The organism is Micromonospora sp. NPDC005710 (assembly GCF_040630995.1).
Lineage (GTDB): Bacteria > Actinomycetota > Actinomycetes > Mycobacteriales > Micromonosporaceae > Micromonospora.
Genome location: NZ_JBEXYP010000004.1, coordinates 106,919 through 131,514, shown reverse-complemented (window position 1 = coordinate 131,514; position 24,596 = coordinate 106,919). Strand labels below are relative to the sequence as shown.

25 protein-coding genes and 1 riboswitch are annotated in these 24,596 nt (G+C 71.7%); of the genes, 15 read left to right on the top strand and 10 right to left on the bottom strand.

What is annotated here, in order from left to right:
- Positions 1-77: 77 nt before the first annotated feature.
- The 3 genes from ABZ406_RS07070 (at position 78) to ABZ406_RS07060 (ending at position 3,294) form a co-directional block, all read left to right on the top strand.
- On the top strand, positions 78-872 hold the full coding sequence (locus ABZ406_RS07070) for a hypothetical protein (protein ID WP_357756615.1): 795 nt from the start codon (positions 78-80) through the stop codon (positions 870-872).
- A gap of 191 nt (positions 873-1,063) precedes the next feature.
- Entirely contained in the window at positions 1,064-2,320 is a 1,257-nt protein-coding gene (locus tag ABZ406_RS07065) for a hypothetical protein (protein ID WP_357756612.1), read from the top strand.
- A 110-nt stretch (positions 2,321-2,430) separates the two neighbouring features.
- Positions 2,431-3,294: an alpha/beta fold hydrolase gene (locus ABZ406_RS07060; protein ID WP_357756609.1), complete on the top strand. Its 864-nt coding sequence runs from the start codon at positions 2,431-2,433 to the stop codon at positions 3,292-3,294.
- A gap of 33 nt (positions 3,295-3,327) precedes the next feature.
- Here the strand turns inward: ABZ406_RS07060 and ABZ406_RS07055 are convergent, their stop codons facing one another.
- Positions 3,328-3,498, bottom strand: coding sequence for a hypothetical protein (locus tag ABZ406_RS07055; protein WP_357756606.1), 171 nt, complete (start codon positions 3,496-3,498; stop codon positions 3,328-3,330).
- Between the two features lie 197 nt (positions 3,499-3,695).
- Between ABZ406_RS07055 and ABZ406_RS07050 the strand changes: the two genes are divergently transcribed.
- Together ABZ406_RS07050 and ABZ406_RS07045 are read left to right on the top strand one after the other, a co-directional pair.
- Entirely contained in the window at positions 3,696-4,325 is a 630-nt protein-coding gene (locus tag ABZ406_RS07050; protein WP_124821501.1) for a hypothetical protein, read from the top strand.
- 200 nt (positions 4,326-4,525) lie between these two features.
- Positions 4,526-4,897, top strand: coding sequence for a hypothetical protein (locus ABZ406_RS07045; RefSeq protein ID WP_357756604.1), 372 nt, complete (start codon positions 4,526-4,528; stop codon positions 4,895-4,897).
- Positions 4,898-4,928: 31 nt separating this feature from the next.
- Here the strand turns inward: ABZ406_RS07045 and ABZ406_RS07040 are convergent, their stop codons facing one another.
- Complete coding sequence (locus ABZ406_RS07040) at positions 4,929-5,834, bottom strand: DUF72 domain-containing protein (RefSeq protein WP_357756601.1); 906 nt, start codon at positions 5,832-5,834, stop codon at positions 4,929-4,931.
- Positions 5,835-5,968: 134 nt separating this feature from the next.
- Between ABZ406_RS07040 and ABZ406_RS07035 the strand changes: the two genes are divergently transcribed.
- A complete protein-coding gene (locus ABZ406_RS07035) occupies positions 5,969-6,472 on the top strand; it encodes a DinB family protein (RefSeq protein WP_357756599.1) in 504 nt (167 codons plus the stop codon).
- A 21-nt stretch (positions 6,473-6,493) separates the two neighbouring features.
- Here ABZ406_RS07035 and ABZ406_RS07030 read toward each other — a convergent pair whose 3' ends face one another.
- The 3 genes from ABZ406_RS07030 to ABZ406_RS07020 form a co-directional block, all read right to left on the bottom strand.
- Positions 6,494-8,551, bottom strand: coding sequence for a glycogen debranching N-terminal domain-containing protein (locus ABZ406_RS07030; RefSeq protein ID WP_357756596.1), 2,058 nt, complete (start codon positions 8,549-8,551; stop codon positions 6,494-6,496).
- On the bottom strand, positions 8,548-8,955 hold the full coding sequence (locus ABZ406_RS07025) for an SCP2 sterol-binding domain-containing protein (RefSeq protein ID WP_357756594.1): 408 nt from the start codon (positions 8,953-8,955) through the stop codon (positions 8,548-8,550). The genes ABZ406_RS07030 and ABZ406_RS07025 overlap by 4 nt, the downstream gene beginning before the upstream one ends.
- A 78-nt stretch (positions 8,956-9,033) precedes the next feature.
- Complete coding sequence (locus ABZ406_RS07020) at positions 9,034-9,543, bottom strand: DinB family protein (protein WP_357756591.1); 510 nt, start codon at positions 9,541-9,543, stop codon at positions 9,034-9,036.
- A gap of 79 nt (positions 9,544-9,622) precedes the next feature.
- On the opposite strand from ABZ406_RS07020, the gene ABZ406_RS07015 reads away from it, so the two are divergent.
- Positions 9,623-10,138, top strand: a complete 516-nt coding sequence (locus ABZ406_RS07015) for a 2'-5' RNA ligase family protein (RefSeq protein WP_357756588.1) — start codon at positions 9,623-9,625, stop codon at positions 10,136-10,138.
- Positions 10,139-10,352: 214 nt separating this feature from the next.
- Entirely contained in the window at positions 10,353-10,538 is a 186-nt protein-coding gene (locus ABZ406_RS07010) for a hypothetical protein (protein ID WP_238677098.1), read from the top strand.
- Between the two features lie 16 nt (positions 10,539-10,554).
- Here ABZ406_RS07010 and corA read toward each other — a convergent pair whose 3' ends face one another.
- The gene (corA, locus tag ABZ406_RS07005) at positions 10,555-11,685 is read right to left on the bottom strand and encodes a magnesium/cobalt transporter CorA (protein ID WP_357756585.1); all 1,131 of its coding nucleotides are present in this window, start codon (positions 11,683-11,685) and stop codon (positions 10,555-10,557) included.
- 172 nt (positions 11,686-11,857) lie between these two features.
- On the opposite strand from corA, the gene ABZ406_RS07000 reads away from it, so the two are divergent.
- From ABZ406_RS07000 to ABZ406_RS06985, 4 genes are all read left to right on the top strand, one after another.
- Positions 11,858-13,798 carry an amino acid transporter gene (locus ABZ406_RS07000; protein WP_357756580.1) on the top strand — a complete coding sequence of 647 codons (1,941 nt, stop codon included), beginning with the start codon at positions 11,858-11,860 and terminating at the stop codon, positions 13,796-13,798.
- An 86-nt stretch (positions 13,799-13,884) separates the two neighbouring features.
- Positions 13,885-13,996, top strand: a riboswitch (SAM riboswitch).
- A 273-nt stretch (positions 13,997-14,269) separates the two neighbouring features.
- Entirely contained in the window at positions 14,270-15,151 is an 882-nt protein-coding gene (locus ABZ406_RS06995; protein ID WP_357756578.1) for an ABC transporter substrate-binding protein, read from the top strand.
- A 39-nt stretch (positions 15,152-15,190) separates the two neighbouring features.
- Positions 15,191-15,964, top strand: coding sequence for an amino acid ABC transporter permease (locus ABZ406_RS06990; protein WP_357756574.1), 774 nt, complete (start codon positions 15,191-15,193; stop codon positions 15,962-15,964).
- The gene (locus tag ABZ406_RS06985; RefSeq protein ID WP_357756571.1) at positions 15,961-16,707 is read left to right on the top strand and encodes an amino acid ABC transporter ATP-binding protein; all 747 of its coding nucleotides are present in this window, start codon (positions 15,961-15,963) and stop codon (positions 16,705-16,707) included. The genes ABZ406_RS06990 and ABZ406_RS06985 overlap by 4 nt, the downstream gene beginning before the upstream one ends.
- Before the next feature lie 26 nt (positions 16,708-16,733).
- Here ABZ406_RS06985 and ABZ406_RS06980 read toward each other — a convergent pair whose 3' ends face one another.
- The 4 genes from ABZ406_RS06980 to ABZ406_RS06965 all read right to left on the bottom strand — a co-directional run bounded on the left by ABZ406_RS06980 (position 16,734) and on the right by ABZ406_RS06965 (position 22,414).
- Entirely contained in the window at positions 16,734-18,311 is a 1,578-nt protein-coding gene (locus ABZ406_RS06980) for a Na+/H+ antiporter (protein ID WP_357756569.1), read from the bottom strand.
- A 247-nt stretch (positions 18,312-18,558) separates the two neighbouring features.
- Positions 18,559-18,633, bottom strand: a complete 75-nt coding sequence (locus ABZ406_RS06975) for a hypothetical protein (RefSeq protein WP_357757255.1) — start codon at positions 18,631-18,633, stop codon at positions 18,559-18,561.
- Between the two features lie 144 nt (positions 18,634-18,777).
- The gene (locus ABZ406_RS06970; protein ID WP_357756567.1) at positions 18,778-19,062 is read right to left on the bottom strand and encodes a DUF3303 family protein; all 285 of its coding nucleotides are present in this window, start codon (positions 19,060-19,062) and stop codon (positions 18,778-18,780) included.
- 19 nt (positions 19,063-19,081) lie between these two features.
- Positions 19,082-22,414 carry a BTAD domain-containing putative transcriptional regulator gene (locus ABZ406_RS06965; RefSeq protein ID WP_357756564.1) on the bottom strand — a complete coding sequence of 1,111 codons (3,333 nt, stop codon included), beginning with the start codon at positions 22,412-22,414 and terminating at the stop codon, positions 19,082-19,084.
- Positions 22,415-22,552: 138 nt separating this feature from the next.
- Between ABZ406_RS06965 and ABZ406_RS06960 the strand changes: the two genes are divergently transcribed.
- From ABZ406_RS06960 to ABZ406_RS06950, 3 genes are all read left to right on the top strand, one after another.
- A complete protein-coding gene (locus tag ABZ406_RS06960; protein WP_357756561.1) occupies positions 22,553-23,431 on the top strand; it encodes an alpha/beta hydrolase in 879 nt (292 codons plus the stop codon).
- Positions 23,432-23,737: 306 nt separating this feature from the next.
- Complete coding sequence (locus ABZ406_RS06955; RefSeq protein ID WP_357756558.1) at positions 23,738-24,187, top strand: hypothetical protein; 450 nt, start codon at positions 23,738-23,740, stop codon at positions 24,185-24,187.
- Positions 24,184-24,582 carry a hypothetical protein gene (locus ABZ406_RS06950; RefSeq protein WP_357756555.1) on the top strand — a complete coding sequence of 133 codons (399 nt, stop codon included), beginning with the start codon at positions 24,184-24,186 and terminating at the stop codon, positions 24,580-24,582. The genes ABZ406_RS06955 and ABZ406_RS06950 overlap by 4 nt, the downstream gene beginning before the upstream one ends.
- Positions 24,583-24,596 lie beyond the last annotated feature (14 nt).

Sequence of the window (24,596 nt, the reverse complement as noted above, 5' to 3'; positions counted from 1 at the left end):
GACAACCACCGGAGGACCTGTCCGACCCGCCGCGCGTCGCCCTCCGGACGTGAGCCAACGAACAGCCGGCGGTGATCATGGGACCACGCAGAGACACCGCCACCGGTACGCTGACGCGTGATCGCGGCCGGTTGAGCGCGGGGCACGCCGGCCCGGGTCGAGGGATTCAGGAGGCGATCGAGGTGGGCGGGACGATTCGTGACGCGCTGCGGCGCTCCCTCGGCACCCGGGCCCGGCGGTGGCTGCTGGCGGGCACCCTGGTGGCGGGGCTCCTGGCCGCCGTGGCGCTGGTTGCGGCGGCGGTTCCCGCCGATCGGACCTTCGCCGAGCTCTCGGGCACGGTGCAGAGCCTGATGTCGGTCGCGACCCCGCTCTTCGGCATCCTGCTGGTCCGCGAGTTGCGCCGGGCGTCCGTCCGACTCCCGGTCCTGCTCACCGTGCTCGCGGTGGGGCTGCCTGCGGTCGTCATCGGCGTGGTCGGTGTGCTGATCTGCGCCGCGACGCTGGCGCTCACCCCGGCCGAGGTCGCCGACGAGCCGTGGCGCTTCGCCGGGACGGTCGCGGTGGGCAGTGTGCTGGTGCAGATCGTCGCCGGGCTGGTGGGCACCGGGTTGGGCCTGTTGCTGCGCTCGGTGGTGGTGGCGTTCCTGGCCACGATCATCCTGCCGCTGGGGCTGTTCGCGCTGCTGGGTGGCGTGGAGTCGGCGCAGCCGTGGCTGACCCCGTTCGGCAGCGTCCGCAACCTGCTCTCGGGGGAGATGAGCGCGCTGCGGTGGGTGCAGTGGCTGTGCGTACTCCTGATCTGGGGTGTCGGTCTGAATGCCGTGGGCGCGGCGGTGCTGAAACGGCGCGAGCGTCCGGCCGGTCGCTGACTGCCGTTCGCGGGTCGGTGGGGTGAGGCAACCCGGGGCGCGGGTCCACTCTCGACGGGGGTAGGCCCTGATGCCTACGGGCGTGTGTCTTTCGTCGAACGAATCTGTTACGGGCCATTGACGCCTGTCGCGCAGGGGTGATCTGATCGCGCTCTCAGAGAATCTTTCATCTTTCGATGGTTGGGAGCCCCATGCCCAGGTTCCGGCGTACCGCGCTCGCCGCGGGACTGACGATCGCCATGGCCGCGTTGTCGACAGCCGTCGCGCTGGCCGCACCCGCGTCCGCCGCGTTGCCCACCGCAGCGGTGGCACTCGGGGACAGCTTCATCAGTGGCGAGGGCGCCGGGGCGTACACCCCGGTGGTCGACGTCAACGGAGTCAGCCAGGGCTTCCCCGGTTGGTCGGCGGCGAACAACAACGCGTTCTTCTGCCACCGTTCGGCGAACGCCTCGCTCAACCAGGCCAACCTGCCGGGCATCCAGAACCGGTTCAACCTGGCCTGCTCCGGCGGCCAGCCACACGACATCGCCAACGCCTCGCAGGCGCGGACCAACGGTCGTACCGTGGCCGCGCAGCTCGACCAGCTGCGCGCCGTCGCGCAGACCCAGGACATCGACCTCGTGCTGATCGGCCTGGGATCCAACAACAGCTCGTTCACCTTCGGCAGCGTCGCGGAGAAGTGCGCCAACCGCTTCATCGCCGACGCGTGGACCGGCTGGTGGGAGTTCTGGGCGTACCTGAACGGGCCGGTCGAGCAGAAGCCGTGCAGCGACGCCGACCTGGCCACCGCCGCGCAGGTGAGCGCCGCGACCGCGGAGACCACCGCAGCGGTACGCCAGGTGCTGACCACGCTGGACCAGATCGACGCGGACGGGCAGCACCGGGTGGTGTTCCAGGACTACACGAACCCCCTGCCGTTGGATCTGAACCCGCAGTTCTACGAGGAGGACAGCCGCGACGACACCCGGGACAAGTTCCGTGACCTCGGTGCCGAGCGGTACGCGGCTGGCTGCCCGATCCACCTCGCCAGCCTGGCGCCGGGTCACCGGTTCTCGCAGAGCCTGGGCAGCATCGTGAAGTCCACCCGGGACACCCTGGCCGCCGAGTTCCCCGGTGACGACCTGGTGTACCTGAACGTGCAGCAGGCCTTCAACGGCGCCCGGCTCTGTGAGCAGACGAGCAGCCCGAGCGGTGCGTTGGCCACGCCGATCCGGTTGCAGGACGGCGCGACCGGCACCTTCGTCACGAGCCTCGCCGGCAAGGACAAGATCGCGATCCAGCGGATCGCCAACACCTGCGTCAGCTACTTCCAGACCTGCCAGGAGTCGTGGCACCCGAACGCCACCGGGCACCAGGTGCTCGGCCAGTGCCTGAGCGGCGCGGCCTCCACCAGCGCCCGTGCGGTGGCCTGTGTCCGGGCCAGCAACGGGGCGATCTCGGTCTCCTGACCACCGCGTCCATCGGAGGGCTCCGCCGGTCGGCGGGGCCCTCCGTCGCGTCCGGCGAGCGCCCGAGTCGACGGCTACCCGCCGGTAACGTCAGGCCGTAGGCTGGGCCGATGAACGGGGACCCGGAGTACGCACAGGAGTTCGTCGAGGTCGACGGTGGCCGGCTGGGTGTGCAGGTCTATCCGGAGCCGGCCGGGGCACCGGGAGCGCCGGTGGTGGTGATCTGGCCCGCGATGGGGGTCCGGGCCCGCTACTACCGACCATTCGCCGCCGCGCTGCGTGCGGCCGGGCTCGCCGTGGTCGTGGCCGACCTGCGCGGCACCGGAGCGAGCACGCCCGCACCGAGCCGGGCCGACAGGTACGGCTACGCCGATCTGGCCGGTGACGTCGGGGCGGTCCTGGCCGCCCTCAAGCCCCGACTGGACGGGCGCACCCGACTGCTCCTCGGGCACTCGCTCGGCGGGCAGGCCGCGCTGCTGCACCTCGCCCTGCACGGCAGCGACGAGGTGGACGGGTTGGCGCTGATCGCGGTCGGCATCCCGTACTGGCGGACCTACCCGGGTCGGCGAGGCCTCGGCGTGCTGCCCTACACCCAGGGGATCGCCGCCACGGCGGCGCTGCTCGGGGTCTGGCCGGGCTGGGGCTTCGGTGGCCGGCAGGCGCGCGGTGTGATCCGCGACTGGGCGTCCACGGCGCGGACCGGCCGGTTCCCCCGGCTCGACGGTACGGACACCGAGGCCGCGGTCCGCGCGGTGCGGACCCCGGTGCTGGCCGTCAGTGTGGACGACGACCAGTTCACCCCGCACGAGACCCTTGACCACCTTTGCGCGAAGCTCACCGGCGCGCCGCTGACCCGGGAGCGGTACACGGTGGCGCAGGCCGGCACGACGTTGGACCACTTCACCTGGGTCCGCGCGAGCGGCCCGCTGGCGCGGCGGATCGCCGGTTTCGTCGGCGACCTGCCGCCCCGCTGAGCCGTACCGGCTGTTCGGCGGACGAGCGTCGGCTCACTCGTCCTGATCCAGCGGCACCAGCTCGCCGTCCCGCTCCACCTGGATCTCGGCGTGCTCCTTGCGGGGCGCGACCTCGGAGGTCTTCCGGTGTGGGTCGTTGTCGGGGTGCATGAGCACTGCGTCTGTTTTGGGGGTCTTCTCCCGGCTCTCGTCCGGCTGCGACATCGCGTTCCCCTCTCGTCGGCGTCGCTCGGGATCTACCCGCCACCGGGCGAACGACTCCTGCCCGGGCGAAGCCGGCCCGCAGTGGGCACCGATGCCCGGTAGCTGCCCAAGGCGGTGCGGATCGGCCCGACCGGGGCGGGGTTAGCTGCCCGAGCGGCGGGTAAGCCGCACCGCCCGACACGGCGGAAGGGGATCACATGTCCGAACGGCACACCGCACTGCGCTCGATGCACGATCTGGGCCTGGCGGCCTGGTTTGGCGGCTCCCTCATGGGTGCCTTCGGCGTCAACGGCGCAGCGGCGAAAATCAGCGACTCGACCCAGCGACTCCCGGTCGCCTCGGCCGGATGGTCCAAGTGGACACCGGTCAACGCGGCCGCGATCGGCGCCCACCTGGCCGGCGCGGTCGGCGAGTTGGTCACCGAGAGCCCACGGGTGGCGGCCCAGTCCGGCGTCGGCCGGGCCAGCGCCATCAAGACGGCGTTGACGATCGGCGCGCTGGCGGTCACCGGTTACAGCCGCTTGGTAGGTATGCGGCTGGAGAAGGCCGGCGGTCCGTCAGTGAGCGGCGCCACCGAGCCGAACCACCAGACCCCGGCCAGTGTGGCCTCGTCGCAGCGGCAGATGAAGCTGTTGCAGTGGGCCATTCCGGCGCTCACCGGGACCCTGGTCGTGGTCACCGCGTACATGGGTGAGCAGCAGAAGCCCGGCCAGGTGTTCCGCGGGATGCTCGGTCGCGCCGGTGGGATGAAGGGCGCCTCGAAGGGCATGATCAAGATGGCGGGAATGAGCAACGGCAAGCGGCCGATGGCAATGGCCGGACGCTGAACGTCGGGCCGACCGGCGTCCCGCCGCCACCTCGACGGCGGGGCGCTGGCCGGCCCTGCGCGCGCACCGGAGCCACGACGGTTCCCGTGTGCGCGGCGGCGTACCGGCGACATGTCGGACGCCGCGCTCGGGCGGGCAGTCCCGGCCCGAGAAGGGGCCCATCGTCCGCCGCTGTCGGCGGACCGACGAGCGGGGTGGCCATGACGGCGCACAAGGGACGCGACGGGAACAACGACCGGCTGGAGCCGGAGGCGACCACGCCGTGGGGCACCGGCGACGGCTTCGACGCCGACGCGCCCTGGGGCGCTGGCAACGACTCCCCCATGGACGAGGGCAGCGAGGAGACAGCGGTTCCCGAGGGACGGCGCGGAGAGCGGCGCGCTGGCGCCCCGGCGGGCCGGTCCGACCCGGCGGGACGGCACGGCTTCGGCTCGGTCGAGCCGACCCGCACGACGATGGCCGGACCGGGCGCCCCACCCGATCCCGCCCCCAGCGGGCGCACCTTCCCGGACGACGCCGACATCGGCGACTCGACCCAGGACGCCCTGCGCAGCCGGGGACGACGGTCCTAGGCCGACGCCCGACGGCTGTCCCGTCCGACGCTCAGCCGGTCATCGGGACGGCGTGCTCGCTGAGCATCGTCTCGGCGAGCAGTTGCGCCAGCCGGGTGGCGTCGCGCTGGGCCTGACCGGCGCAGCAGTTGTTGAACAGCACGTGCAGGTCGTCAGGGAGGTCGGCGAACTCGGCGAGCCGGCCGGCCCAGTGCCGGAGTTCGTCCTCGGCGTACGCGTACCGGAACTTCTCCTGCTTGTCGCCCGTACCCCAGGCGTCGCTGTGCCCGTGGAACCTGACGATTGCCGGCTCCGCCGTCCCGGTCAGGATCGGCGGCACCGACGACGGGTGCCCCTGCGGCATGTCGACGCAGACCAGGGAGAGGTCGTGCGAGCGGAGCAGGTCCAGAGTGTCGGTCGCGGCGTCGTCGTCGAACCAGGACCCGTGCCGTAGCTCCACACCGACCCGCCACGGCCGGCAGCGCTGTGCCAGCTCGACGATCCGGCGTTCGGCCGCGGGGCTGCGCACCAGCCAGGGCGGAAACTGCAACATCACCACACCGAGCTTGCCGGCCGCCGCGATCGGGTCGAGGGCCGCGCGGAACCGGGCCCACAGCTCGTCGTACGCCCGCTCGGGCAGGTCACGGCGGCGGATCCGGCTCGGGCCGGCGGCCGGGCGGAGATCCCGGGGCAGTACGGCGACAGGCGTCGGGTGACCGGTGAAGAGGCTGAACGCCTTGACGTCGAAGGTGAAGTCGTCCGGTGTGGCGTCCACCCAGCCCTGGGTCGTCTCCGGCACCGGGATGGCGTAGTAGGACGTGTCCACCTCGACCATCGGGAACTGGCTGGCGTAGAAGCCCAACCGACGAGCTGGCGTGGTGGCCGAGCGGGGGTACCACCCGGAGCGCAGCACTGACTGGTCCGCCCAGGACGACGTGCCCACCTTAATCACACCCATGTTGTTCAGTGGACCGCCACCGGCGCGGATCGGCAACCGCTGGCGGGTCTCCCGCCAACCCGGTGTGGTGTCCGGGAAGTGTCGGTGCCTCGCCCTACGGTGACCTCGGGTGGACATCAACGAGGGGTGGCGGCATGACAAGCACCGAACAGCTGACCGGTGAGCGCACCGACTTCCTACAGTCGCTCCGCAGGCACCGCGGTTTTCTTCTGCAGACCGTCGACGGGCTCACCGACGAGCAGGCGGCCAGCCGTCCCACCGTCAGCGGCCTCTGCCTCGGCGGCATCATCAAGCACGTGGCCGGCGTCGAGCACCGCTGGATGCTCTTCGCCGTCGGCGGTGCCGAGGCGATGGGCCGCGAGGAGGTCGACTGGGTCGGTCAGTTCCAGATGGCGCCGGGCGAGACCCTCAGCGCGCTCGTCGCACACTTCCAGGCGGTGGCCGGCCGCACGGACGAGCTGGTCGCCACCCTCGACCTGGACGCGGCGCACCCGCTGCCGGAGGCGCCCTGGTTCGAGCCCGGTGCGAGGTGGACGGTCCGCCGGGTGCTGCTGCACCTGATCGCCGAGACGGCCCAGCACGCCGGGCACGCCGACATCCTGCGGGAGTCGATCGACGGTGCCAGGACCATGGGCTGACCTCGGCACACCGCCGGTGGCTCAGCGCAGGCGGTGCCGGCGTTCGGTGGTCCGGTCTCTCGCGTAGGCGTCGGAGTGACCCCAGCGGCCCGGGATGTCGAGCAGTTCCAACCGACCGAATCCCTCCGGCACCGCCGGGTTCACCAGCAGGTTGTCACCGGTGGGTCGCAGGCCCAGCATGGTGCCGAGCAGCATCAGCATCCCTCCCGACGACCAGGCCTGCGGGCGGCAGCTCGTCGTCAGTTGCACGGGGTAGGTCGTCAGGGCGCGGTCGTAGCCGGCGATCACTCCCGGCGCCGAGCTGCCGATCGTCTGCGCCATGTCGAAGATGCCGCCCGCGATCCGGGCCGCCTGTTCGTCCAGGCGGTAGCGACGCAACCCGGCGGCGATCAACGCGTTGTCCGAGGGCCACACAGCGCCCAGGTGTGTGCCGACCGGGTTGTAGGTGCGCTGCCCCTCGGCGAACGTCCGCACCCCCCACCCGCTGAACAGTCGCGGCCCGACCAGGTGCTCGGCCACCGCTTCCGCGCGGTCGTCCGCGACGATCCCGCTCCAGAGCAGATGCCCCATGTTGGAGGCCAGCGCGTCGACAGGTTCGCCGTACGGATCCAGCGCCAACGCGTAGTACTCCCGGTGGGGCAGCCAGAAGTCCCTGTTGAAGCGATCCTTCAGCGCTTCCGCCTCCCGTTCCAGCCGGTCCGCGTACGCGGGGTCACCCCAGAACTCCCGGGCCAGCCGGGCGCCACGTCGTTTCGCGTCGTACGCGTAGCCCTGCAACTCGCAGGTGGCGCGGGGGAAGGCGGGCTGCCGGCCCCGGGCGTCGACGATCGCGTCCGGGGAGTCCTTCCAGCACTGGTTGATGGCGCCGTCGCGTTCGTTGCGGCGCTGGTAGCCCAGGTAACCGTCCCCGGTCAGGTCGCCGTACTCGTCGATCCAGTCCAGCGCCATCCGGGCCGGGTGACGCAGTTCGCGGATCAGGTCGGCGTCACCGGACCAGCGCTCGTACTCGTCGAGCAGCACGACGAACAGCGGGGTGGTGTCCGCCGCGCCGTAGTACAGCGCGCTCGCCCGGTCGCTGAACGCCCCGGTCTCGCCGTAGCGGAGCTGGGCCAGGATCTTGCCGGGCTCCTCGTCCAACGCGTCGTCGAGCTGGCCGCCCTGCATCAGTGCCAGCATCCGCAGCGTCGCGGGGGCCAGTTCGGGGGTGAACGCCATCGTCTGCAGGCAGGTGATGAGGGCGTCCCGTCCGCACAACCCCATCGCCCAGGGCAGACCGCCGATCGGCACCCGCTCGCGGTACGACAGCGGCCGGTAGCGCAGCGCCGCCAGGTCCGTGAGGGTGCTCTGGTACAGCTCCTCCAGGCCCCTGCGTTCGGCCACCAGTCGCGGCGCCCGGTCCAGCCACCGCACCAGGTCCTCGCGCATCCCCGTCCGCACGGTCTGCTGGTGCGGCCGCAGATCGGCGCGGAGGTCCCGGCCGTCCTCGCCGCCCATCGTCACGCTGACGTGCAGGTCGGTCTCCCACACCCCGTCGGGTGCGATCCGGACCCGGAACGTCATTCCCTGCTCGTCCACCTCGGCGGGGAAGGTGCTGCGCACTGTGGTCTCGCGCACGAACCGGTCCCGCTGGTAGCGCAGGACGAGTTGCTGGTTCGTCGAGTCGGCGGTGACGTCGACGGCCCGTCGCCGCAGCTGCCCGACCTCGACGACGTCGGTGAAGTCGCTCGCCATCTCCACCCGGACCGTGTATTCGGCGGGCTGCGACGAGTGGTTGAGCACTGTGATGTTCTCGTGGAAACAGTCGTGCACCGAGCGGTGCCTGATGATCGACACGTCGGCGTCGACGTAGTGGCTCGCCGCGCCGGGGACCAGGAAGAACCGGGTCTCGAAGTAGGTGAGGTCGTCGCGGGACAACGCGTTGACCCGTTCACCGTCGATCCGGAGCACCCAGTGGGACAGGAACCGGGTGTCGTACGCGAACAGCCCGACCGGGGCCCGCGGGTCGGCCTCGATGTCGCCCTGGGCGTCGCCGATGGCGAACAGGTTCCCGGCGATGACGTGCACCAGTTCCTGCTTCACCGCCGCTCGTCCCGAGCGGTCGTCGCACCCTGGCCGACCAGCGCGGCCCGGCCCAGCTCGCGGGGATGACGGGCGCCGTCCGGCCCGGCGAAGATCCGCCGCAGCAGCATCAGCAGCCGCATGTTGCCCTGCACTGTCAGCTCGTTGCGCAGCAGGCCGGCGCCAGGGTGCAGCTCGCCGCGGGCCATCCGGTCGAAGACCTCCCGGTCGGCCCGCACCACCAGTTCGGCGTCGTCGGCCGAACGGGTCACCCGGACCTGTTGGTCGGCGACGGTCAGGTACCAGTGATCGGTGCTGCCGTCGTCGCGGACGTCGAGCCGCAGCGTCCCCGTTGTGGTCTCCGGCAGGTCGGGCCGCCGAGAGGTGTCCAGCTGTCCCAGGTACTGCTCCACCGTCGCGCCCATCGGGCCCCCTCCCCAGGGTTTCCCGCAGGATCACCCGCGTCGGGGTGAGCCCGGTTCACCCGAACCGGGTGAGAGCGGTCAGCCGGCCTCGATCAGGCCGCGCACGTAGGCGGCCTGGCCCACGTGTTGCAGGTCGTCGTCGGCGACGCTCACCAACCGGACGCCGAGGGTGACCGGCGGGTCCCACGCCTCGTCGACCACGCGGTCCAGGTCCGCCGGGCCCAGACCGGCCAGGAAGCTTCCGGTACGCGCCGCCACCGCCTCGTAGTAGTCGATCAGCGCCTGCGCGCTCTCCGGCCGCACCGCCGTGACCTGGGCGGCCGAGTGCCCGTAACCGATGTCGTCGGGGTCGGCGCTGAGCCCGAACCGGCCCGCCCACTCACCGCTCACCCAAACCTGGTCGGCGTCGAGCAGGTCGGCGACGTGGTGGTCCTGCACCCGGGTGAGGTGCCAGACCAGCCAACCCACCGGGTTGGCACCCGGGCCGGGCTGGTGGCGCAGCTGCTCGGGGCTGAGGCCGTCGACGGCAGCGCGGACGAGGTCGGGCAGCCGGCCGTACGCCTCGGTCAGCAGGTCACTCACATTCACGGCTACGCCCTCCCTGTGTCGCTTTCCGACCAGGTACCGCCGGATCCGGGCGGGCAAACCTCGGAACTACGGTGATCACATGGTCGCCGCAGTGGAGTTGTACCTGGACCCGGACGCCACCCGCCGGATCCGGGTGCTCTGGGACGCGCTGGAGGCCGAGGGAGTGCAGAGCATGCGCTCTCTGCTGGAGCAGCGCCACCGTCCGCACGTCTCGCTCATGGTGGCGCCCCGTTTCGACAGGGAGCAGGTCGTCGAGGCGCTACAGGGGACGGTGGTGGCCGCCCCACTGCGGCTCGACTTCCAGCACGCCGGCCAGTTCGTCGACCGGGTGCTCTGGCTCGGCCCGGTACCCACCCCGGAGTTGCTGGCGCACCACCGGCTGGTGCACGACCGGCTGGCCGCTGCCGGAATCCCCCTCGCGGAGCACTACCAGCCGGGGCGGTGGGTGCCGCACTGCACGCTCTCCATGCGGGTGCCGAACTCGCTGATGGCCGCCGCGGTGCGCCGCTGCCTGGAGGTGTTGCCGCTGGCCGCGACAGTGGTCGGCGCGGCGCTCACCGACCACGCGCGCGGCATCGCCCACCCGCTGCCTTGACCGTGCCTCGACCGTAGACGCGTAATGTCCGGTTTGGCGGGCCGCAGTCGGAAACCCGAAAACAAGCGGTGCGGATGTGGCCGGGCGTGGGATGGTTCGAGTGGCCGTCGTACCGGTGGTGGGCTGCTTATAGGCGGTTCACCCGGCCGGTGTGGCGCGGCGCGGGGTCACCCCGCTCCGCCCACGGCGGCTTCGACGAGGAGAGGCAGGGCCCATGCAGGCTCAGCGCAGGCCACCGCGTACCGAGCGGAGCCAGACCCGGGACGACCGGACCGGCGGCGGGATGACCGGGGCGGCGACGCCGCTGACGATCTGGGCGGCCGCCGTACTGCTCGGCCGGATCAGCGCCGGCGACGACGACGTCGAGGACGAACGGCACATCCTGCGCGGCATCGAGTGAGTTCGAGCAGTGCGGCTCAGAGCCAGCCGCGCCGCTTGAAGATCACATAGAGGGTGCTGCAGACCAGCAGCATCAACAGCAGCGCGAACAGGTAGCCGAAGCGCCAGTTCAGCTCCGGCATGTGGACGAAGTTCATGCCGTAAACGGTGCCGATGAGCGTGGGGGCGAACAGGATCGCCGCCCAGGATGAGACCTTCTTCAGCTCCTCGTTCTGGCTGTAGCTGGCCGCCGTGAGGCTGCGCATCTCCTCGTTCTGCTGCTGCGAGACGAGCGTGGCGTTGACGGTGAGGATGTTCTGCAACAGGTGCCGGAAACCGTCCACCCGCTCCACCACCTGGGTCAGGTGGTCGGTCACGTCACGCAGGTAGCGGCGCAGCTCCTCGTCCGCGCTGGCGCTGCCGGCGCCGCCGGCCAGCGAGTCGAGCACACTGAGCAGCGGCCGGGCGGCCCGCTGGAACTGGATGACCTCGCGGCTGAGGCCGTAGATGCGGCGGCTGGCGTTCGGGTCACCACCGAACACCTGGGTCTCGATCTCGTCGATGTCGTTCTCCAGCCCGGCCACCACCGGCGCGTACCCGTCGACCACCTGGTCGAGGATCGCGTACAGGATCGCCTCCGGCCCCCGGGCGAGCATCTGCACCTCGGTTTCCAGCCGCCGCCGCACCGCCGCCAGGTCGGGAGCCTCACCGTGTCGGACGGTGACCACGAAGCCCGGCCCGATGAACAGGTGCAGCTCGGAGAACTCGACCTCTTCCCGCAGGTCGTCGTAGCGGGCGGCGCGCAGCACCACGAACACGGTGTGCCCGTACCGCTCCAGCTTGGGCCGCTGGTGGGCGTTGATGGCGTCCTCGACCGCCAGGTCGTGCAGCCGAAACTCGCGGGCCAGCGAGGTGATCTGCTCGATGTCGGGCCGGTACAGCCCGATCCAGGCCATCGCGCCGTCCTGCTCCTGAAGGCAGCGGTACGTCTCGGCGAGGCCGGACGGTGAGGCGAACCGGTGGCCCCGGAGGTAGACCGCACTGTCGACCAGGCCGCCACGCGGCGCGGGGGGCGACTCCGTGGACGGCCGCTCGCCCACTCTGGTCTCGTACTCGTCGAGTTGACGGCCGAAGCCACCATCGGGGCGGAAGCGACGGCCGCCGACCATGCCCTGTCCCCTCCCCCGGTGCCGTCCGGTCCAGCCCGGGGCGCTGCTTCCCCCCTGTCTCGGGCGCGAAACCCGCCGTGGCGTCGGCCGGGTTCGGCGCACCGGCGGACGCCGGCGGCCCGGCGGGCGGATACTCACGGTGACCGCGGGTGGGATGACGGGGGACGCGCCGGTGACTGTCGACAGACGCGGCGGCCGGTTGCGGGGGTGGCTGCTCGACGCCGGCTCGGACCAGGCCGTGCAGCACCCGGGGCCGCACGCCCGCCCGCCGGAGCACCGGCACCACCCGTGGTGGAAGGTGATGTGCCTGACCGGTGTCGACTACTTCTCCACACTCGGTTACCAGCCGGGCATCGCGGCGCTGGCGGCCGGGGCGCTCTCACCGGTGGCGACGTTGGTGCTGGTGCTGGTGACCCTGCTGGGCGCGCTTCCGGTCTACCGGCGGGTGGCGGTGGAGAGCCCGCACGGTGAGGGTTCGATCGCGATGCTGGTACGCCTGCTGAGCTACTGGCCCGGCAAGTTGCTGGTGCTGGTGCTGCTCGGTTTCGTGGCCACCGACTTCATCATCACCATCACCCTCTCGGCGGCCGACGCGACGGCGCACATCGACGAGAACCCGTTCTGGCCGAGCGGGCTCAAGGGGCACGAGGTGCTTGTCACGCTGCTGCTGGTGTCGCTGCTGGGCGCGGTGTTCCTGAAGGGATTCACTGAGGCCATCGGGATCGCCGTCGTCCTGGTCGCGGTCTACCTGACGCTGAACGCGGTGGTCGTGGCCGACGCGCTGTGGCGGGTGGTGACGCATCCGAGCGCGGTGGGCGACTGGACCACCATGCTGACCACCGGGCACGGTGATCCGTGGCTGGTGGTCGGGCTGTCGCTGCTGGTCTTTCCCAAACTGGCGTTGGGTCTGTCCGGCTTCGAGACCGGGGTGGCGGTCATGCCGAGCGTACGGGGTGACCCGCAGGACTCGGAGGCACGACCGCTGGGCCGGATCCGTGGCACGCGCCGGTTGCTCACCACCGCCGCGGCGATCATGAGCGTCTTCCTGATCACCAGCAGCGTGACGACCACAGTGCTCATCCCTCCGGAGGCATTCAAGCCGGGTGGGCCGGCGAACGGGAGGGCGCTGGCCTACCTGGCGCACGCCCACCTCGGCGAGGTGTTCGGCACCGTGTACGACCTGTCCACGATCGGGATCCTCTGGTTCGCCGGGGCGTCGGCGATGGCTGGTCTGCTCAACCTCGTGCCGCGCTACCTGCCCCGCTACGGCATGGCGCCGACCTGGGCACGAGCTGTCCGGCCGCTGGTGCTGGTCTTCACCGCCGTGGCGTTCCTGATCACGGTCGTCTTCAAGGCCAGCGTGGACGCGCAGGGCGGCGCGTACGCCACCGGGGTGTTGGTGTTGATCACCTCGGCCGCGACGGCGGTGACGCTCGCGGCGCGCCGGCAGCGTCAACGCGGCCGCACCATCGCCTTCGGAGCCATCGCGGTGATCTTCGTCTACACGACGCTGGCGAACGTGGTCGAGCGCCCGGACGGCGTCAAGATCGCGGCCTGTTTCATCGGCGGGATCATCCTGGTGTCGGTGCTGTCCCGGCTGATGCGGGCCTACGAGCTACGCGTCGACCACGTCGAGTTGGACCCGGCCGCGTCCCGGATGATCGACGAACGAGCCGGGCGGCGGATCCGCCTGATCGCGCACGAACCCGACCGGCGCGACGAGGCGGATTACCGCGCCAAGCTGGCCCAGACCATGGCGGACAACGACTTCCCCGACGACAGCGACATCGTCTTCGTCGAGGTCACCGTCACCGACCCGTCGGACTTCGAGACCGAACTGCTGGTCTGCGGCAGCGTGGTCGACAGTCGCTTCCCGGTACTCAGTCTGGCCAGCTCGTCGGTGCCCACGGCACTCGCCGCCCTGCTGCTGGAGATCCGGGACCGCAGCCGTCGACGCCCCCACATCTACTTCGAGTGGTCCGAGGGCGGCCCGGCCCGCAACTTCCTGCGTTACCTGGCGTTCGGGCAGGGCGCCATCGCCTCGGTCACCCGGGAGATCCTGCGCCGCCAGGAGCCCGACCCGCACCGTCGACCGCACGTGCACGCCGGCTGACCTGCGAACGGGCGGAGCGTCGCGCACGGTGAGCGTGGTCATAACGACTGGACGGTCGACCCGTTGGTGCTGCTAGCCTCGGCGCAGGTCATGAGTGCCAGCGCGAAGCCCCGGCTCGCTGGCCGGCAACCCTCCTCCGCGGTGGGGTGCCCCGGGTGAAGACCAGGCACCGGCTCGACGTCGGTGCAAGCGTGGCCTGGCACCCAGGTCAGCACTAGACCCGGGAGAACCATGCGCATCCTCAGCACCGCCCCACCGACCGACGTCGCGGCTTCCCGCACCGGTCGACAGTCGCCGGCACTGACCCGGCGACGGCACGTGGACATGATGCGAATGTGCAGCGCCGCCTGTCGTCGCGGCACCGCGCTCTAGCACCCCCTTCCCGAACTTCCTCCCACCGGTACGCCCATCGGGCGCGCCGCCGGTGGCGCACACCAGTGCGCGCCGAGACACCACCCTTCGGAGACACCAGTGCGACTTCTTCCTGCCCTGACCCGTGCCGCTGCCCTGGGCGCGGCCACGATCCTCGCCGCCACCGCCCTCACCGCGTGCGGCGACGACAGCTCGTCCGACGCCACCACGAACCCGTACGGCCTGGCCCAGCCGGGCGTGCTGCGCGCCGGCACGCTCACCGACGCCCCACCGAACGTGTACCTCGAGGACGGCAAGTTCACCGGCTTCGACAACGACCTGCTGACCGCGGTGGCCGGCAAGCTCGGCCTCACTGTCGAGTTCGTCGGCACCGACTTCTCGGCGCTGCTCAGCCAGGTGAACAACCACAAGTTCGACGTCGGAAGCTCCTCGATCACGATCACCGAGGCCCGCAGGAAGACAGTCGACTTCGGCAACGGGTACGACTTCGGCTACTTCGGCCTGGACGTGCCGGCCGGCTCGCCGGTCACCGGCTTCGACCAGCTCACCGGCAAGCGGGTGGTGGTGGTGCAGGGCACCGTCCAGGACGACTACGCCACCGGCAAGCAGCTCAACCCGGTACGTGTGCCCGACTACAACGGCGCGATCAACCAGCTCAAGGCGGGCACCGCCGACGCGTGGATCGCCCCGGCGGAGATCGGCGAGAAGTCGGCCGCCGACAGCAAGGGCAAGATCACCGTGGCGGCCAAGCAGCTCAGCCCGGCACCGACCGCGTACGCCGTGGCCAAGGGCAGCGACAAGCTGCGCCAGGCGCTGAACAGGGCCCTCGACGAGGTCATCGCCGATGGCACGTGGAGCCGGTTGCAGGCGCAGTACTACCCGGGTCGGCCGATCCCGGCGGACTTCAAGCCGGGCAGCGCGGGGGCGACAGCACCGTCGGCGTCCGCGTCGGCGGCACCGTCCGCGTCGGCCGCGTCCTGAGCCGGTGACGAGCGAGCGGGGCGGTGGGAGGAGTAACCGATGGATCCGTTGAGCACCCTGTGGGAAACCTTCTTCGACGCCGACGCGATGCGCGAGGCGCTGCCCGAGATGCTCACCGTCGGGTTGCCCAACACGCTGATCCTGGCGGTCTCCGCCGCCCTGCTCGGCTCGGTGCTGGGCCTGCTGCTGGCCGTCGCCGGGATCTCCCGCAGCCGCTGGTTGCGCTGGCCGGCGCGGATCTACACCGACGTGTTCCGGGGGCTTCCGGCCGCGGCGACGATCCTGCTGATCGGCGTGGGGTTGGCTCCGCTGGGCATGCGGGTCTGGGGGCCGGATCCGTACCCGTTGGGCATCCTGGCGTTGTCGCTCATCGCCGCCGCGTACATCGGGGAGATCTTCCGGTCGGGTATCCAGTCGGTGGAGGCCGCCCAGGTGGAGGGCGCCAGGGCACTCGGATTCTCCTGGGCCGACACGATGCGGCTGGTGATCGTTCCGCAGGGCATCCGGCGGGTGCTGCCGGCCTGGGTGAACCAGCTCATCGCGCTGATCAAGGACTCCAGCCTGGTGTACTTCCTCGGCCTGGTGGCCAGCCAGCGGGAGCTGTTCCGGATCGGGCAGGACTATGCGGCCACCACCGGCAACGAGTCCGCGTTGCTACTGGCGGGGCTCTGCTACCTGGCGTTGACGGTCCCGCTGACGCACGTCGTCAACTGGATCGACAGGCGGCTGCGCAACGGTCGGCCGGTCGCCGCACCTGACGACGAGCGCGACGAGCCGCTGTTGCCCACCCCCACCCAGGGAGACCGCCGATGACCACCACCGGAACGACGACCTCGGTCAGCCTCGACGTACGGGACGTGCACCTCGCCTTCGGGCCGAACCGGGTGCTGCGCGGCGTCGACCTCTCGGTGCCGCGCGGCGCGACGGCCTGCGTCATCGGCCCGTCCGGGTCGGGCAAGTCAACGCTGCTGCGTACCATCAACCGGCTGATCGAGCCGGACCGGGGCGACGTGCTGCTGGACGGGCGCAGCGTGCGGGGCGACGACCCGGACGCACTACGGCAGCGGGTCGGCATGGTGTTCCAGCAGTTCAATCTCTTCCCGCACATGAGCGTGCTGCGTAATGTCACGCTGGCGCTGCGGCGGCTGCACCGGCTCGGTGCGGACGAGGCGGAGGCCGTGGCCCGGGCGCAGTTGGAACTGGTGGGGCTGGCCGGCAAGGCGGACTCTCGGCCGGCGCAGCTCTCCGGCGGTCAACAGCAGCGGGTGGCGATCGCCCGCGCGCTGGCGCTGCGGCCCGAGGTGATGCTCTTCGACGAGGCGACCTCGGCGCTCGACCCGGAGTTGGTCAAGGGCGTCCTCGGGGTGATGGCCGACCTGTCCGCCGCGGGGATGACCATGGTGGTGGTGACCCACGAGATGGGCTTCGCCCGGCAGGTCGCCGACACCGTCGCCTTCATGGACCGGGGCGTGGTGCTGGAGGCCGGCCCACCCGAGGCGATCTTCGAGCGGGCCGAGCATCCGCGGCTGCGCCGTTTCCTCGATCAGGTGCTCTGAGCCGCGAGCCGACGGGTTGCCGCCTGTCACTCGTTGGGCCCGCGCCCCAGCAGCCGGATCTCCTCGTTGTCAAGCGCGGCCTGAAGTTCCTGAAGCACCAGGTCGTCGATCTCCCGGTTGTCACGCAACCGGGTGACCTCACGCCTCTTGTGGGCGAGGACGCCGAGACGCAGTCGGCGTTCCAGCCGGCGCTCCTCGGCGGTGTTCCCACCGCTCTCGTCGAGGTCCTCCAGGTGCCGCCGGTACTCGGCCTCCAGCCGCCGCACCGAGTCAGCCTGCGCGCCGACCTCGGTGGCGACCTGCGGAAGAGCGGCCAGGCCCACCTCGGTGGCCCGCCGACGGGCGTTGCGGGCCTCGTCGACGCGCTCCGGGTCGCCACTGAGCCCGGCCCAGCGCACGACAAAAGGCAGTGTGGTGCCCTGCAGCAGCATGATCAGCACGATCACCAGCGCGGTGACGAAGATGATCAGATCGCGTTCGACGACGGGTCGACCGTTGACCATCACCGTCGGGACGGCGAGGGCGGCGGCGAGTGAGACAGCGCCCCTGAACCCGGACCAACCCGCGACGGTACCCACCCGCCAGCCGGAGGGACCTCGACCGTCGTCGTCCGCCATCCGGCGGCGACGCAGCCGCGCCGACTGCGCGGTGAGGTAGATGAAGAGCAGCCGGGTGCCGATGACGACCACCGTGACCACGAGCACGATCAGCAGAGCCCGCTCGGGCGAGGTGCTGGTGATGCTCCGCACCGAGCGGGGAATCTGCGTGCCGAGCAGAACGAACAACCCGCCGTTGATCAGGAACGTGGAGAGATCCCAGAACGCGTACGCCAGCACCCGGGACCGGGCGCGGATCACCCGTGGGCCGGCGTAGGCGAGCACCAGCCCGGCGACCACCACCGCCAGCACACCGCTGGCGTGTACCGAGTCGGCGAGCAGGAAGGCGCCGAACGGGGTCAGCACGCTGAGCGCTCCCTCGCGCAGCGGATCGTCGAGCCGCTTGCGGATCAACACCACAGCGGCCCCCACCAGCAGGCCAGCGACCAGACCACCGACGCTGGCACCGACGAACTCCTCGCTGACGCCCAGCACGCCCGGCTTGGCGCTCTCGGTCAGCAGACCCACTGCCACCGCGAAGACCACGAGCGCCGTGCCGTCGTTGATCAGGCTCTCCGCGTGCAGTGTGGTGAGCAGCTTCCGGGGCAGCCGCTTGGCCAGGCCGGTGACCGCGGCGGCGTCGGTCGGCGCGAGCACCGCGCCGAGCACCCAGGCGGCGGCGGGGTTCACCCCGAACGCCTGCGCGGCGAACGACACGGTGACCATGGTGAGCACCACGAGCACCACGGCGAGCAGCCCGATCACCGGCAGGTTGGCCCGGATCTCCCGCAGGCTGATGGTGAGGCTCTCCCGGTACAGGATCGCCGGCAGGAAGATCAGCAGGACAAGATCGGGTTCCAGGGTGACCTCGGACAGCGGCGGCGCGAGCCCGAGCAGCACTCCCAACGCGATGAGCAGGACCGGCGGGGCGACCCGGTACCGGCCGCCGAGAGTGGTGCCGACGAGGACCGTGACGCCGAGCGCCACGATCAGGATGAGCGCCTCCACGCGTACTCCCTCGGGCCATGGCCGACGGTGGACACGCCGGTGGTTCCATCTGACCGCACCGGCCGGTGGGTTCCGGCGGAAACCGGCAAGTCGCCAGGTAGCCCGAGCAGGGGCGTGTCGTCTGGCACGAGACCGGGCACCGGCATGAGGCGTGAGCTGCGAGAGAAGAGCTACCGGCTGCTTCTCCGCATGGATAGTGGTTCCGCCATGCTCCTTGATGAGCCAACAGACACGATCAGTGGCTGCGCTAGTCGCGTGCCGTGACGTAGACCCCTCGGCCGGGCTGGCCGTAAACCAAGCCCCGAGCCTTAAGTTGGATCATGACGAAGCGGATGACTGTCTCACTCACTTCGTAGAGCGCGCAAAGCTGGGAACGAGCTGCCCTGTCGAGCCAGATACAGGATTCCGATCACCCGCGGTCACTGGCCGGGTGAGAGCCCGGGCAAAGCGCCAATCGGCTCGTACGTCATTCGCCGTCGAGATGGGGCGCCACGATCTCGCGGGTGTCGGCGCTGCTCACCACCGGAACGATCTCGAATGTGACGCCCGCGCCGCGCCACCCGAGCACCCACTGCTGAAGCAGTCGCAGGTCGTCGCATCGCATGAGCTGGAAGCAGCGGCCGAAGGTGGGCTCGACCCAACTGTCCACGTACTCCAACCCGTCCGGAAGCTGACGGCCGCGGTCGCGGACCGCCCGGTACACCGGCACCATGTCGTTGTCGCGGAACCGCTCGATCACCATGAAGAGCATCGGGCATGGTAACCGGCGCTCAGGTCGGGTCGTCGGCGCGGACGCGCGCGGTGAGCATCCGCGCGGTGCGGCGGTGCCCGGCGGCTTCCTCGTCGCGGCCCAGCGCAGCGGCCAGATCGGCGAGGTGCGCGGCCACCGGGCCGACGGTGACCACTCCGCTGCCGGCGGCCAGCTCGCCGGCGGCCGGCAGCAGCTCGGCGTGTATTCGGGTCATCGTGGCCCGGTCGTCGAGGGCGTACGCCGCCCGACCGACGAGGCAGAGGCGTACCTCGCGCAGCAGATCATGCGGCCCCTCGGGAAGAGCCCGCAGGGCGGCCGCGGCGGCCTTCCGGTCGTCGGCGGCGAGCAGCAGCAACGGTCGGACCCACGGCTCGTGCGGACCCCAGTCCAGTGCCACCCAGTCGTCCACGCCGGGGCCGGTGATCGCCTGGGGGGCAGCGCCGGGGCCGGTGGCCGACAGGTCGGCGCCGATGGAGTCGGCCAGCCGCAGACCGAGCAGTGCCAGCGGGAGCAGCCCTCGGGTCAGCCCCGGCATCCCGTCGGCGCTCAGGAGGTCGGCAGCCGAGCGGTACGCCTGCGCCGCCGCGTCCGACTCGCCGTCGAGTGCCAGCCGCAGCGCGGCGTACCAGCGGGTGAAGACGTCGACCAGCGGCAGCTCGTACCGTTCGGCGAGTCGGTCGGCGGCGCGTGCGTGCGCGTCGGCGGCGGGCCGGTCGGCCAGGGCGCAGTTGGCCTGGACCAGGACGAGGTGACCGAGCACCTCGGAGGTCACCAGGTGGTGCCGGGCGGCCAGGTCGACCAGGTCGGCGCCGACCCGGGCCCGCGCGTCGGCCAGACCGACGCGGTGGAAGGAGTGCATGAAGCGGGCGTTGAGCGCGAACGCCAGCAGCGCGGGATCGCCGACGTCGCGGGCGATCGTCTCGGCCTCGCCGGCGGCACGGCGGCCGCGATCGGTGCTGGTGCCGCGCAACTCCAGCGCGAGGGTGCTCAGCAGCCGGCTGCGCTGCGCGGTGCGGGTCGGGCCGAGCGCGGCCAGGGCGTGCTCGGCGGCTCGGACGATGTGCCCGGAGAGCAGGTCGTCGTCGTTGCGCGTCCAGATGGCCGGCACGTCGAAGCCGGCCAGCGCCTCCTGGATCAGCAGGGCGTCGCCGGTGGACTCGGCGGTGGTGATCGCCTCGGCGCGCCGACGCCGCGCCTCGACCAGCCGGCCCGTCACGGCAAGCGCCCGCCCCAGACCGAGCAGCGCTGTCACCCGTCCGCGCGGTTCGACCCCGCCGGCGCTGTCGTACGCGTCGATCGTCTGACCCCACAGCCGGGCCGCCTCGTGCGGGGTGCCGCCCCGTTCGGCCCGCTCGGCCGCCACCCGGGCGTACGTCGACGCCTCGGCGGCGGCGACCGGCCCACCGGCGTGCAGCAGGTGGTACGCGAGGGCCGCCGGCTCGACGGGTTCCCGCTGTCGCAGCACCTCGGCGACTGCCGCGTGCCAGACCGCACGGCGCGGCGCGGACAGGTCGGCGTAGAGCGTGTCGCGGACCAGGATGTGGGTGAAGCGCAGCCGCCCGTCGGACTCCCGTTCGGTGAGGAACCCGGCCGTCAGGGCACGGTCCACGGCGTCCAGCACTGCCGTCGGGTCACCTGTCAGCGCGCCCAGCACGTCCGGGTCGAGGTCCCGGCCGAGCACGGCAGCCTGCCGGAGCACGGCACGGGTGGGGGCGGGAAGCTGCGCCAACCGGTGCCGGATCACGTCGCGTACGCCGGGCGGCACGGCGGCGAGACCCACCTCCCCCGCACTGGCGTAGAGCTGCGCCAGCTCACGGACGAAGAACGGGTTGCCGCCGCTGCGCCGGTGGATCGACCGGGCGGTGGCCGGGTCCAGGTCCGCGCCGGCGACGGCGACGGCCAGTTCCCCTGTCGCGGACGCGGGCAGGCCGCCGAGGTACTCCCGGACGGGTTCCAGCCCGGCGGCGCGGCCGAGGGTGGCGGTCAGCTCCGGGCTGATCTCGGTGGCCCGGTAGGTGCCGAGGACCAGCACCGGCCCGCTGGCCGGCTGTGGGCCGGTGAGTAGTGCGGTCAGCAGGTCCAGGGTGTCGCCGTCGGCGCGGTGCAGGTCGTCGAGGACCAGCAGGACCGGCCCCCGGTCGGCGACCGCCGAGAGCAGTGACGCCACCGCACGGTGTCGACGAAAACGGACCGTGGCGGGGTCGGCGGAGCCGTCGGCCGGGTCGGCGAGTGCGACGGGGGCCACCGGGTCGGCGAGCGCGTCGGTGATCTGGGTCCACGGCCAGGCTGGTGGCGCGCCCTCGTACTCCGGGCTGCGCCCCCACGCGGTGGCCCACCCCTCGGCGGCGAGTTGCCGGGTCAGGGTCTCGGCCAACGCTGTCTTGCCGGCACCGGGGTCGCCGCTGAGCAGGGCGAGCGTCGGCTGTCGGCGTCGGGCGGCGGCCTCGGCGGCGTGCCGCAGCCGGGCCAGCTCCGCGTCGCGGCCGACGAACGGTCGCTGCGCCTCCTCGGCCTGCCGCACGGGCTCCCCCGGAGCGGGGGCGGCGGCCGGTTCGGGGGGCGGGCTGAGGTGTGGTGCCTGGGCCAGGATGTCGGCTTCCAGCCGCCGCAGCTCGGGCCCCGGGTCCACACCCAGCTCGGTCACCAGGACGTGGCGGGCCTCCCGCAGCGCGGCCAGCGCGTCACCCTGCCGGCCGGCACGGTACCGGGCCACCGCGAGCAGCCGCCAGGCGTCCTCCCGCAGCGGACGGCTGGCCAGGTGTGCCGGCAGGTCCGCGGCGGCCTCGTCGGGTCGACCCAGCGCGAGGAGCGCCTCGGCCCGGCGTTCGACGGCGAGCATCCGCAGCTCGTCCAGCCGGTTGATCTCGGCGACCGCCCATGCCTCGGTGGCGCAGTCGGCGTAAGCGGGCCCGCGCCAGAGCCCGAGCGCGGCGTCCAGGGCGGCCAGGGCCGGCGCGGGGCGTTCCGCTGTCAACAGCCGGCCCGCCTCCCCGACGGCCGACTCGAACTGTCCCGCGTCCACCGCCTCCGGGGCGGCCTTCAGCACGTACCCGGGTGGTTCGGTGACCAGGATCCGGGGCGGCTGCCGGGGTGGTCGGTCGGGTTCCAGGGCGCGGCGCAGGTCGGCGACGAAGGTCCGGATCGCGCCCACCGCGCCGTCCGGTGCGACCTCCCACAGGTCGTCGACGAGACGATCCACCGGCACCACCCGACCGTGGGCGATCAACAGCCGGCCCAGCACCAGGCGCTGCCGGTGCCCCCGCAGGGCGACCGGGCCGTGCTCGGTCGCGGCGGTCACCGGCCCGAGCACGCCGAAGGTCACCGCGACGGGTGCCGTCAGCTGCCTGGTCATGGCACCAATCTAGGCGGGTGGCCCGGCCGGCACTGATCCGATGCTGACCGGCTGCTGATCACCGCCGGGCAGGCTCGTTGAGGTACGAAGGCGGCGGGCGACCGCGCCCGCCGGCACTGCTCACCAGGAAGGTTCCCCGTGGACCCCAGGATCAACGGATTCGACTACCGACGCGTCACCGTCGCCGACGGGGTGACGCTCAACGCCGCAGTGGGTGGTTCCGGGCCTGCGGTCGTGCTGCTGCACGGCTTTCCGCAGACCCACCTCATGTGGCGGCACGTCGCGGCCGACCTGGCCGCCGACCACACTGTCATCTGCCCGGACCTGCGCGGCTACGGCGACAGCGACAAGCCCCTCGACACCGACGGCGCCCGGTACGCCAAGCGCACCATGGCCGCCGACGTGGTGGCGCTGGCCGGTGCGCTCGGTCACAACCGGTTCGCGTTGGCGGGGCACGACCGCGGGGCCCTTGTCGCGTTCCGCGCCGGCCTCGACCATCCGGCGGCGATCAGTCAACTGGCCCTGCTCGACGTGCTACCCACGCTGGACATGTGGGACGTGCTGCACGGCGTCAACGCCGCTGTGGCGTTCCACCTGTATCTGATGGCGCAGCCGCCCGGTCTGCCGGAGGAGCTGATCGCGGGCAGTCCGGACGCCTTCTTCGGTCACTTCCTGGACGTCTGGACCCGTGATCCGGAGGCCCTGCCGGCGGAGGTGCGGGCCGCGTACCTGCGCGCGTCCCGCGCCGCCGTTCCCTCGATCGTCGCGGACTACCGGGCATCGGCCGGGATCGACGTGACCCACGACGCCGTCGACCGGGCGGCCGGCAACCAGCTGCGGATGCCGGTCACGGTGCTCCAGCAGGACTGGGGCGCGGCGCTGGGCTACGACGCGGCGGCGGTGTGGCGGGCCTGGGCGCCGGATCTGGACCACCAGACGGTCAGCTGCGGGCACTTCATGGCGGAGGAGGCCCCGGCCGAGGTGGTTCGGGCGCTGCGCGCCCTGCTCACCCGTTGATCGATAGGCGACCCGGCCCACGACCGTCACCATGAGGAAGAAATCCGACACTCTTCGTCACGGACGGCAGTGCGGCCGGGGCGCCGCGTCGCATCCCCTCCAGGGCCCCGAAACCGGCCGGCAATGGGCTCTGACCTGCGGGAATGCGACGTGACACCAGGTGGACGCCAACCGGTCATCGGTGATACACAGGCAGATACCGGCAGCCAACGACGTCGAGTCGCTCCAGCTTCTCGCCCACCGACCGTCCACAGGCACCGGCCCACGGGGCGTTGCCGGACGCCGGTCCTCGACCAGGGAGTTGCCGTGGGAAACCTTCGTATCCGAGCCCGCCACCAGCCGTACGAGGTCGCTGTACTGACCGCAGCACCCCTCTGCGGCATTCTGATGATGACCCTCAACGTCCGGCCGGCGTCGGTTCAGACGTCGATGCCGGAGCCCATCCAGGTTGCCTGGGAGCTGGGTCTGGTCGCGGTGGGTGTGGGCGGACTACTGGGCATCCTGTGGCCCGGCCGGCTCTCCACAGGGCTCGGCCTCGAACTCGCGTCGGTGCTTGTGCTCGGCACGATAACCGGCATGTACGCGGTGGCCCTGGTGGTCATGTCGGGCCGAAATTCCATAGTCGCCACCTCGTTCGTGATGGCGGTGACGGTCGGGTCGCTCTGGCGGGCCGCGCAGCTCACCATCGACCTCCGTCGCCTGGCGCGAGCATGCGAGTACGTGACCTACGAACAGTTGCAGGCAGGTGTCACGTGATTACCGCACCCGCGCCAGCCGCCCCGCACTGGGTGCAGGTGGCGCTCAGCGTGCTCGGCATCCTCGGCGGAGGCACCGGCCTGGCCGCGATCGCCACAGTGGTGGTGCAGCGGGGCAAGTTCAAGGCCGATGCCGCCGACACGCTCACCGAGGCCGCCCTCACGCTCGTCCAGCCGTTGCAGACGCGAATCACCCAGTTGGAGAGTGAGGCGTTCAGCGCCCGGTCCGAGCTGGGGGTGCTCCGCGAGCAGGTCAACCAACTGCAGTTCGTGGTCCGGGTCCTCACCCGGACGCTGGACCGCTGGCGGATCGCGATCCGGGCCCCCGACGCCACGCTGCGGAAGGTCCGCGCGACGGTGGCGGAGTCCGACCGGATCCCCGAAATGGATCGTTGACAAGCGTCGCCTCC

What these genes read in the sequence shown, in the direction of transcription:
- ABZ406_RS07060 (WP_357756609.1), top strand. Translation starts at nt 2,431, where the DNA reads ATGAACGGGGACCCGGAGTACGCACAGGAGTTCGTCGAGGTCGACGGT.
- ABZ406_RS07055 (WP_357756606.1), bottom strand. Translation starts at nt 3,498, where the DNA reads ATGTCGCAGCCGGACGAGAGCCGGGAGAAGACCCCCAAAACAGACGCA.
- ABZ406_RS06970 (WP_357756567.1), bottom strand. Translation starts at nt 19,062, where the DNA reads ATGCTCTTCATGGTGATCGAGCGGTTCCGCGACAACGACATGGTGCCG.
- ABZ406_RS07035 (WP_357756599.1), top strand. Translation starts at nt 5,969, where the DNA reads ATGACAAGCACCGAACAGCTGACCGGTGAGCGCACCGACTTCCTACAG.
- ABZ406_RS06990 (WP_357756574.1), top strand. Translation starts at nt 15,191, where the DNA reads ATGGATCCGTTGAGCACCCTGTGGGAAACCTTCTTCGACGCCGACGCG.
- ABZ406_RS07040 (WP_357756601.1), bottom strand. Translation starts at nt 5,834, where the DNA reads ATGGGTGTGATTAAGGTGGGCACGTCGTCCTGGGCGGACCAGTCAGTG.
- ABZ406_RS07045 (WP_357756604.1), top strand. Translation starts at nt 4,526, where the DNA reads ATGACGGCGCACAAGGGACGCGACGGGAACAACGACCGGCTGGAGCCG.
- ABZ406_RS07015 (WP_357756588.1), top strand. Translation starts at nt 9,623, where the DNA reads ATGGTCGCCGCAGTGGAGTTGTACCTGGACCCGGACGCCACCCGCCGG.
- corA (WP_357756585.1), bottom strand. Translation starts at nt 11,685, where the DNA reads ATGGTCGGCGGCCGTCGCTTCCGCCCCGATGGTGGCTTCGGCCGTCAA.
- ABZ406_RS07010 (WP_238677098.1), top strand. Translation starts at nt 10,353, where the DNA reads ATGCAGGCTCAGCGCAGGCCACCGCGTACCGAGCGGAGCCAGACCCGG.
- ABZ406_RS07070 (WP_357756615.1), top strand. Translation starts at nt 78, where the DNA reads ATGGGACCACGCAGAGACACCGCCACCGGTACGCTGACGCGTGATCGC.
- ABZ406_RS07025 (WP_357756594.1), bottom strand. Translation starts at nt 8,955, where the DNA reads ATGGGCGCGACGGTGGAGCAGTACCTGGGACAGCTGGACACCTCTCGG.
- ABZ406_RS07065 (WP_357756612.1), top strand. Translation starts at nt 1,064, where the DNA reads ATGCCCAGGTTCCGGCGTACCGCGCTCGCCGCGGGACTGACGATCGCC.
- ABZ406_RS07050 (WP_124821501.1), top strand. Translation starts at nt 3,696, where the DNA reads ATGTCCGAACGGCACACCGCACTGCGCTCGATGCACGATCTGGGCCTG.
- ABZ406_RS06985 (WP_357756571.1), top strand. Translation starts at nt 15,961, where the DNA reads ATGACCACCACCGGAACGACGACCTCGGTCAGCCTCGACGTACGGGAC.
- ABZ406_RS06965 (WP_357756564.1), bottom strand. Translation starts at nt 22,414, where the DNA reads ATGACCAGGCAGCTGACGGCACCCGTCGCGGTGACCTTCGGCGTGCTC.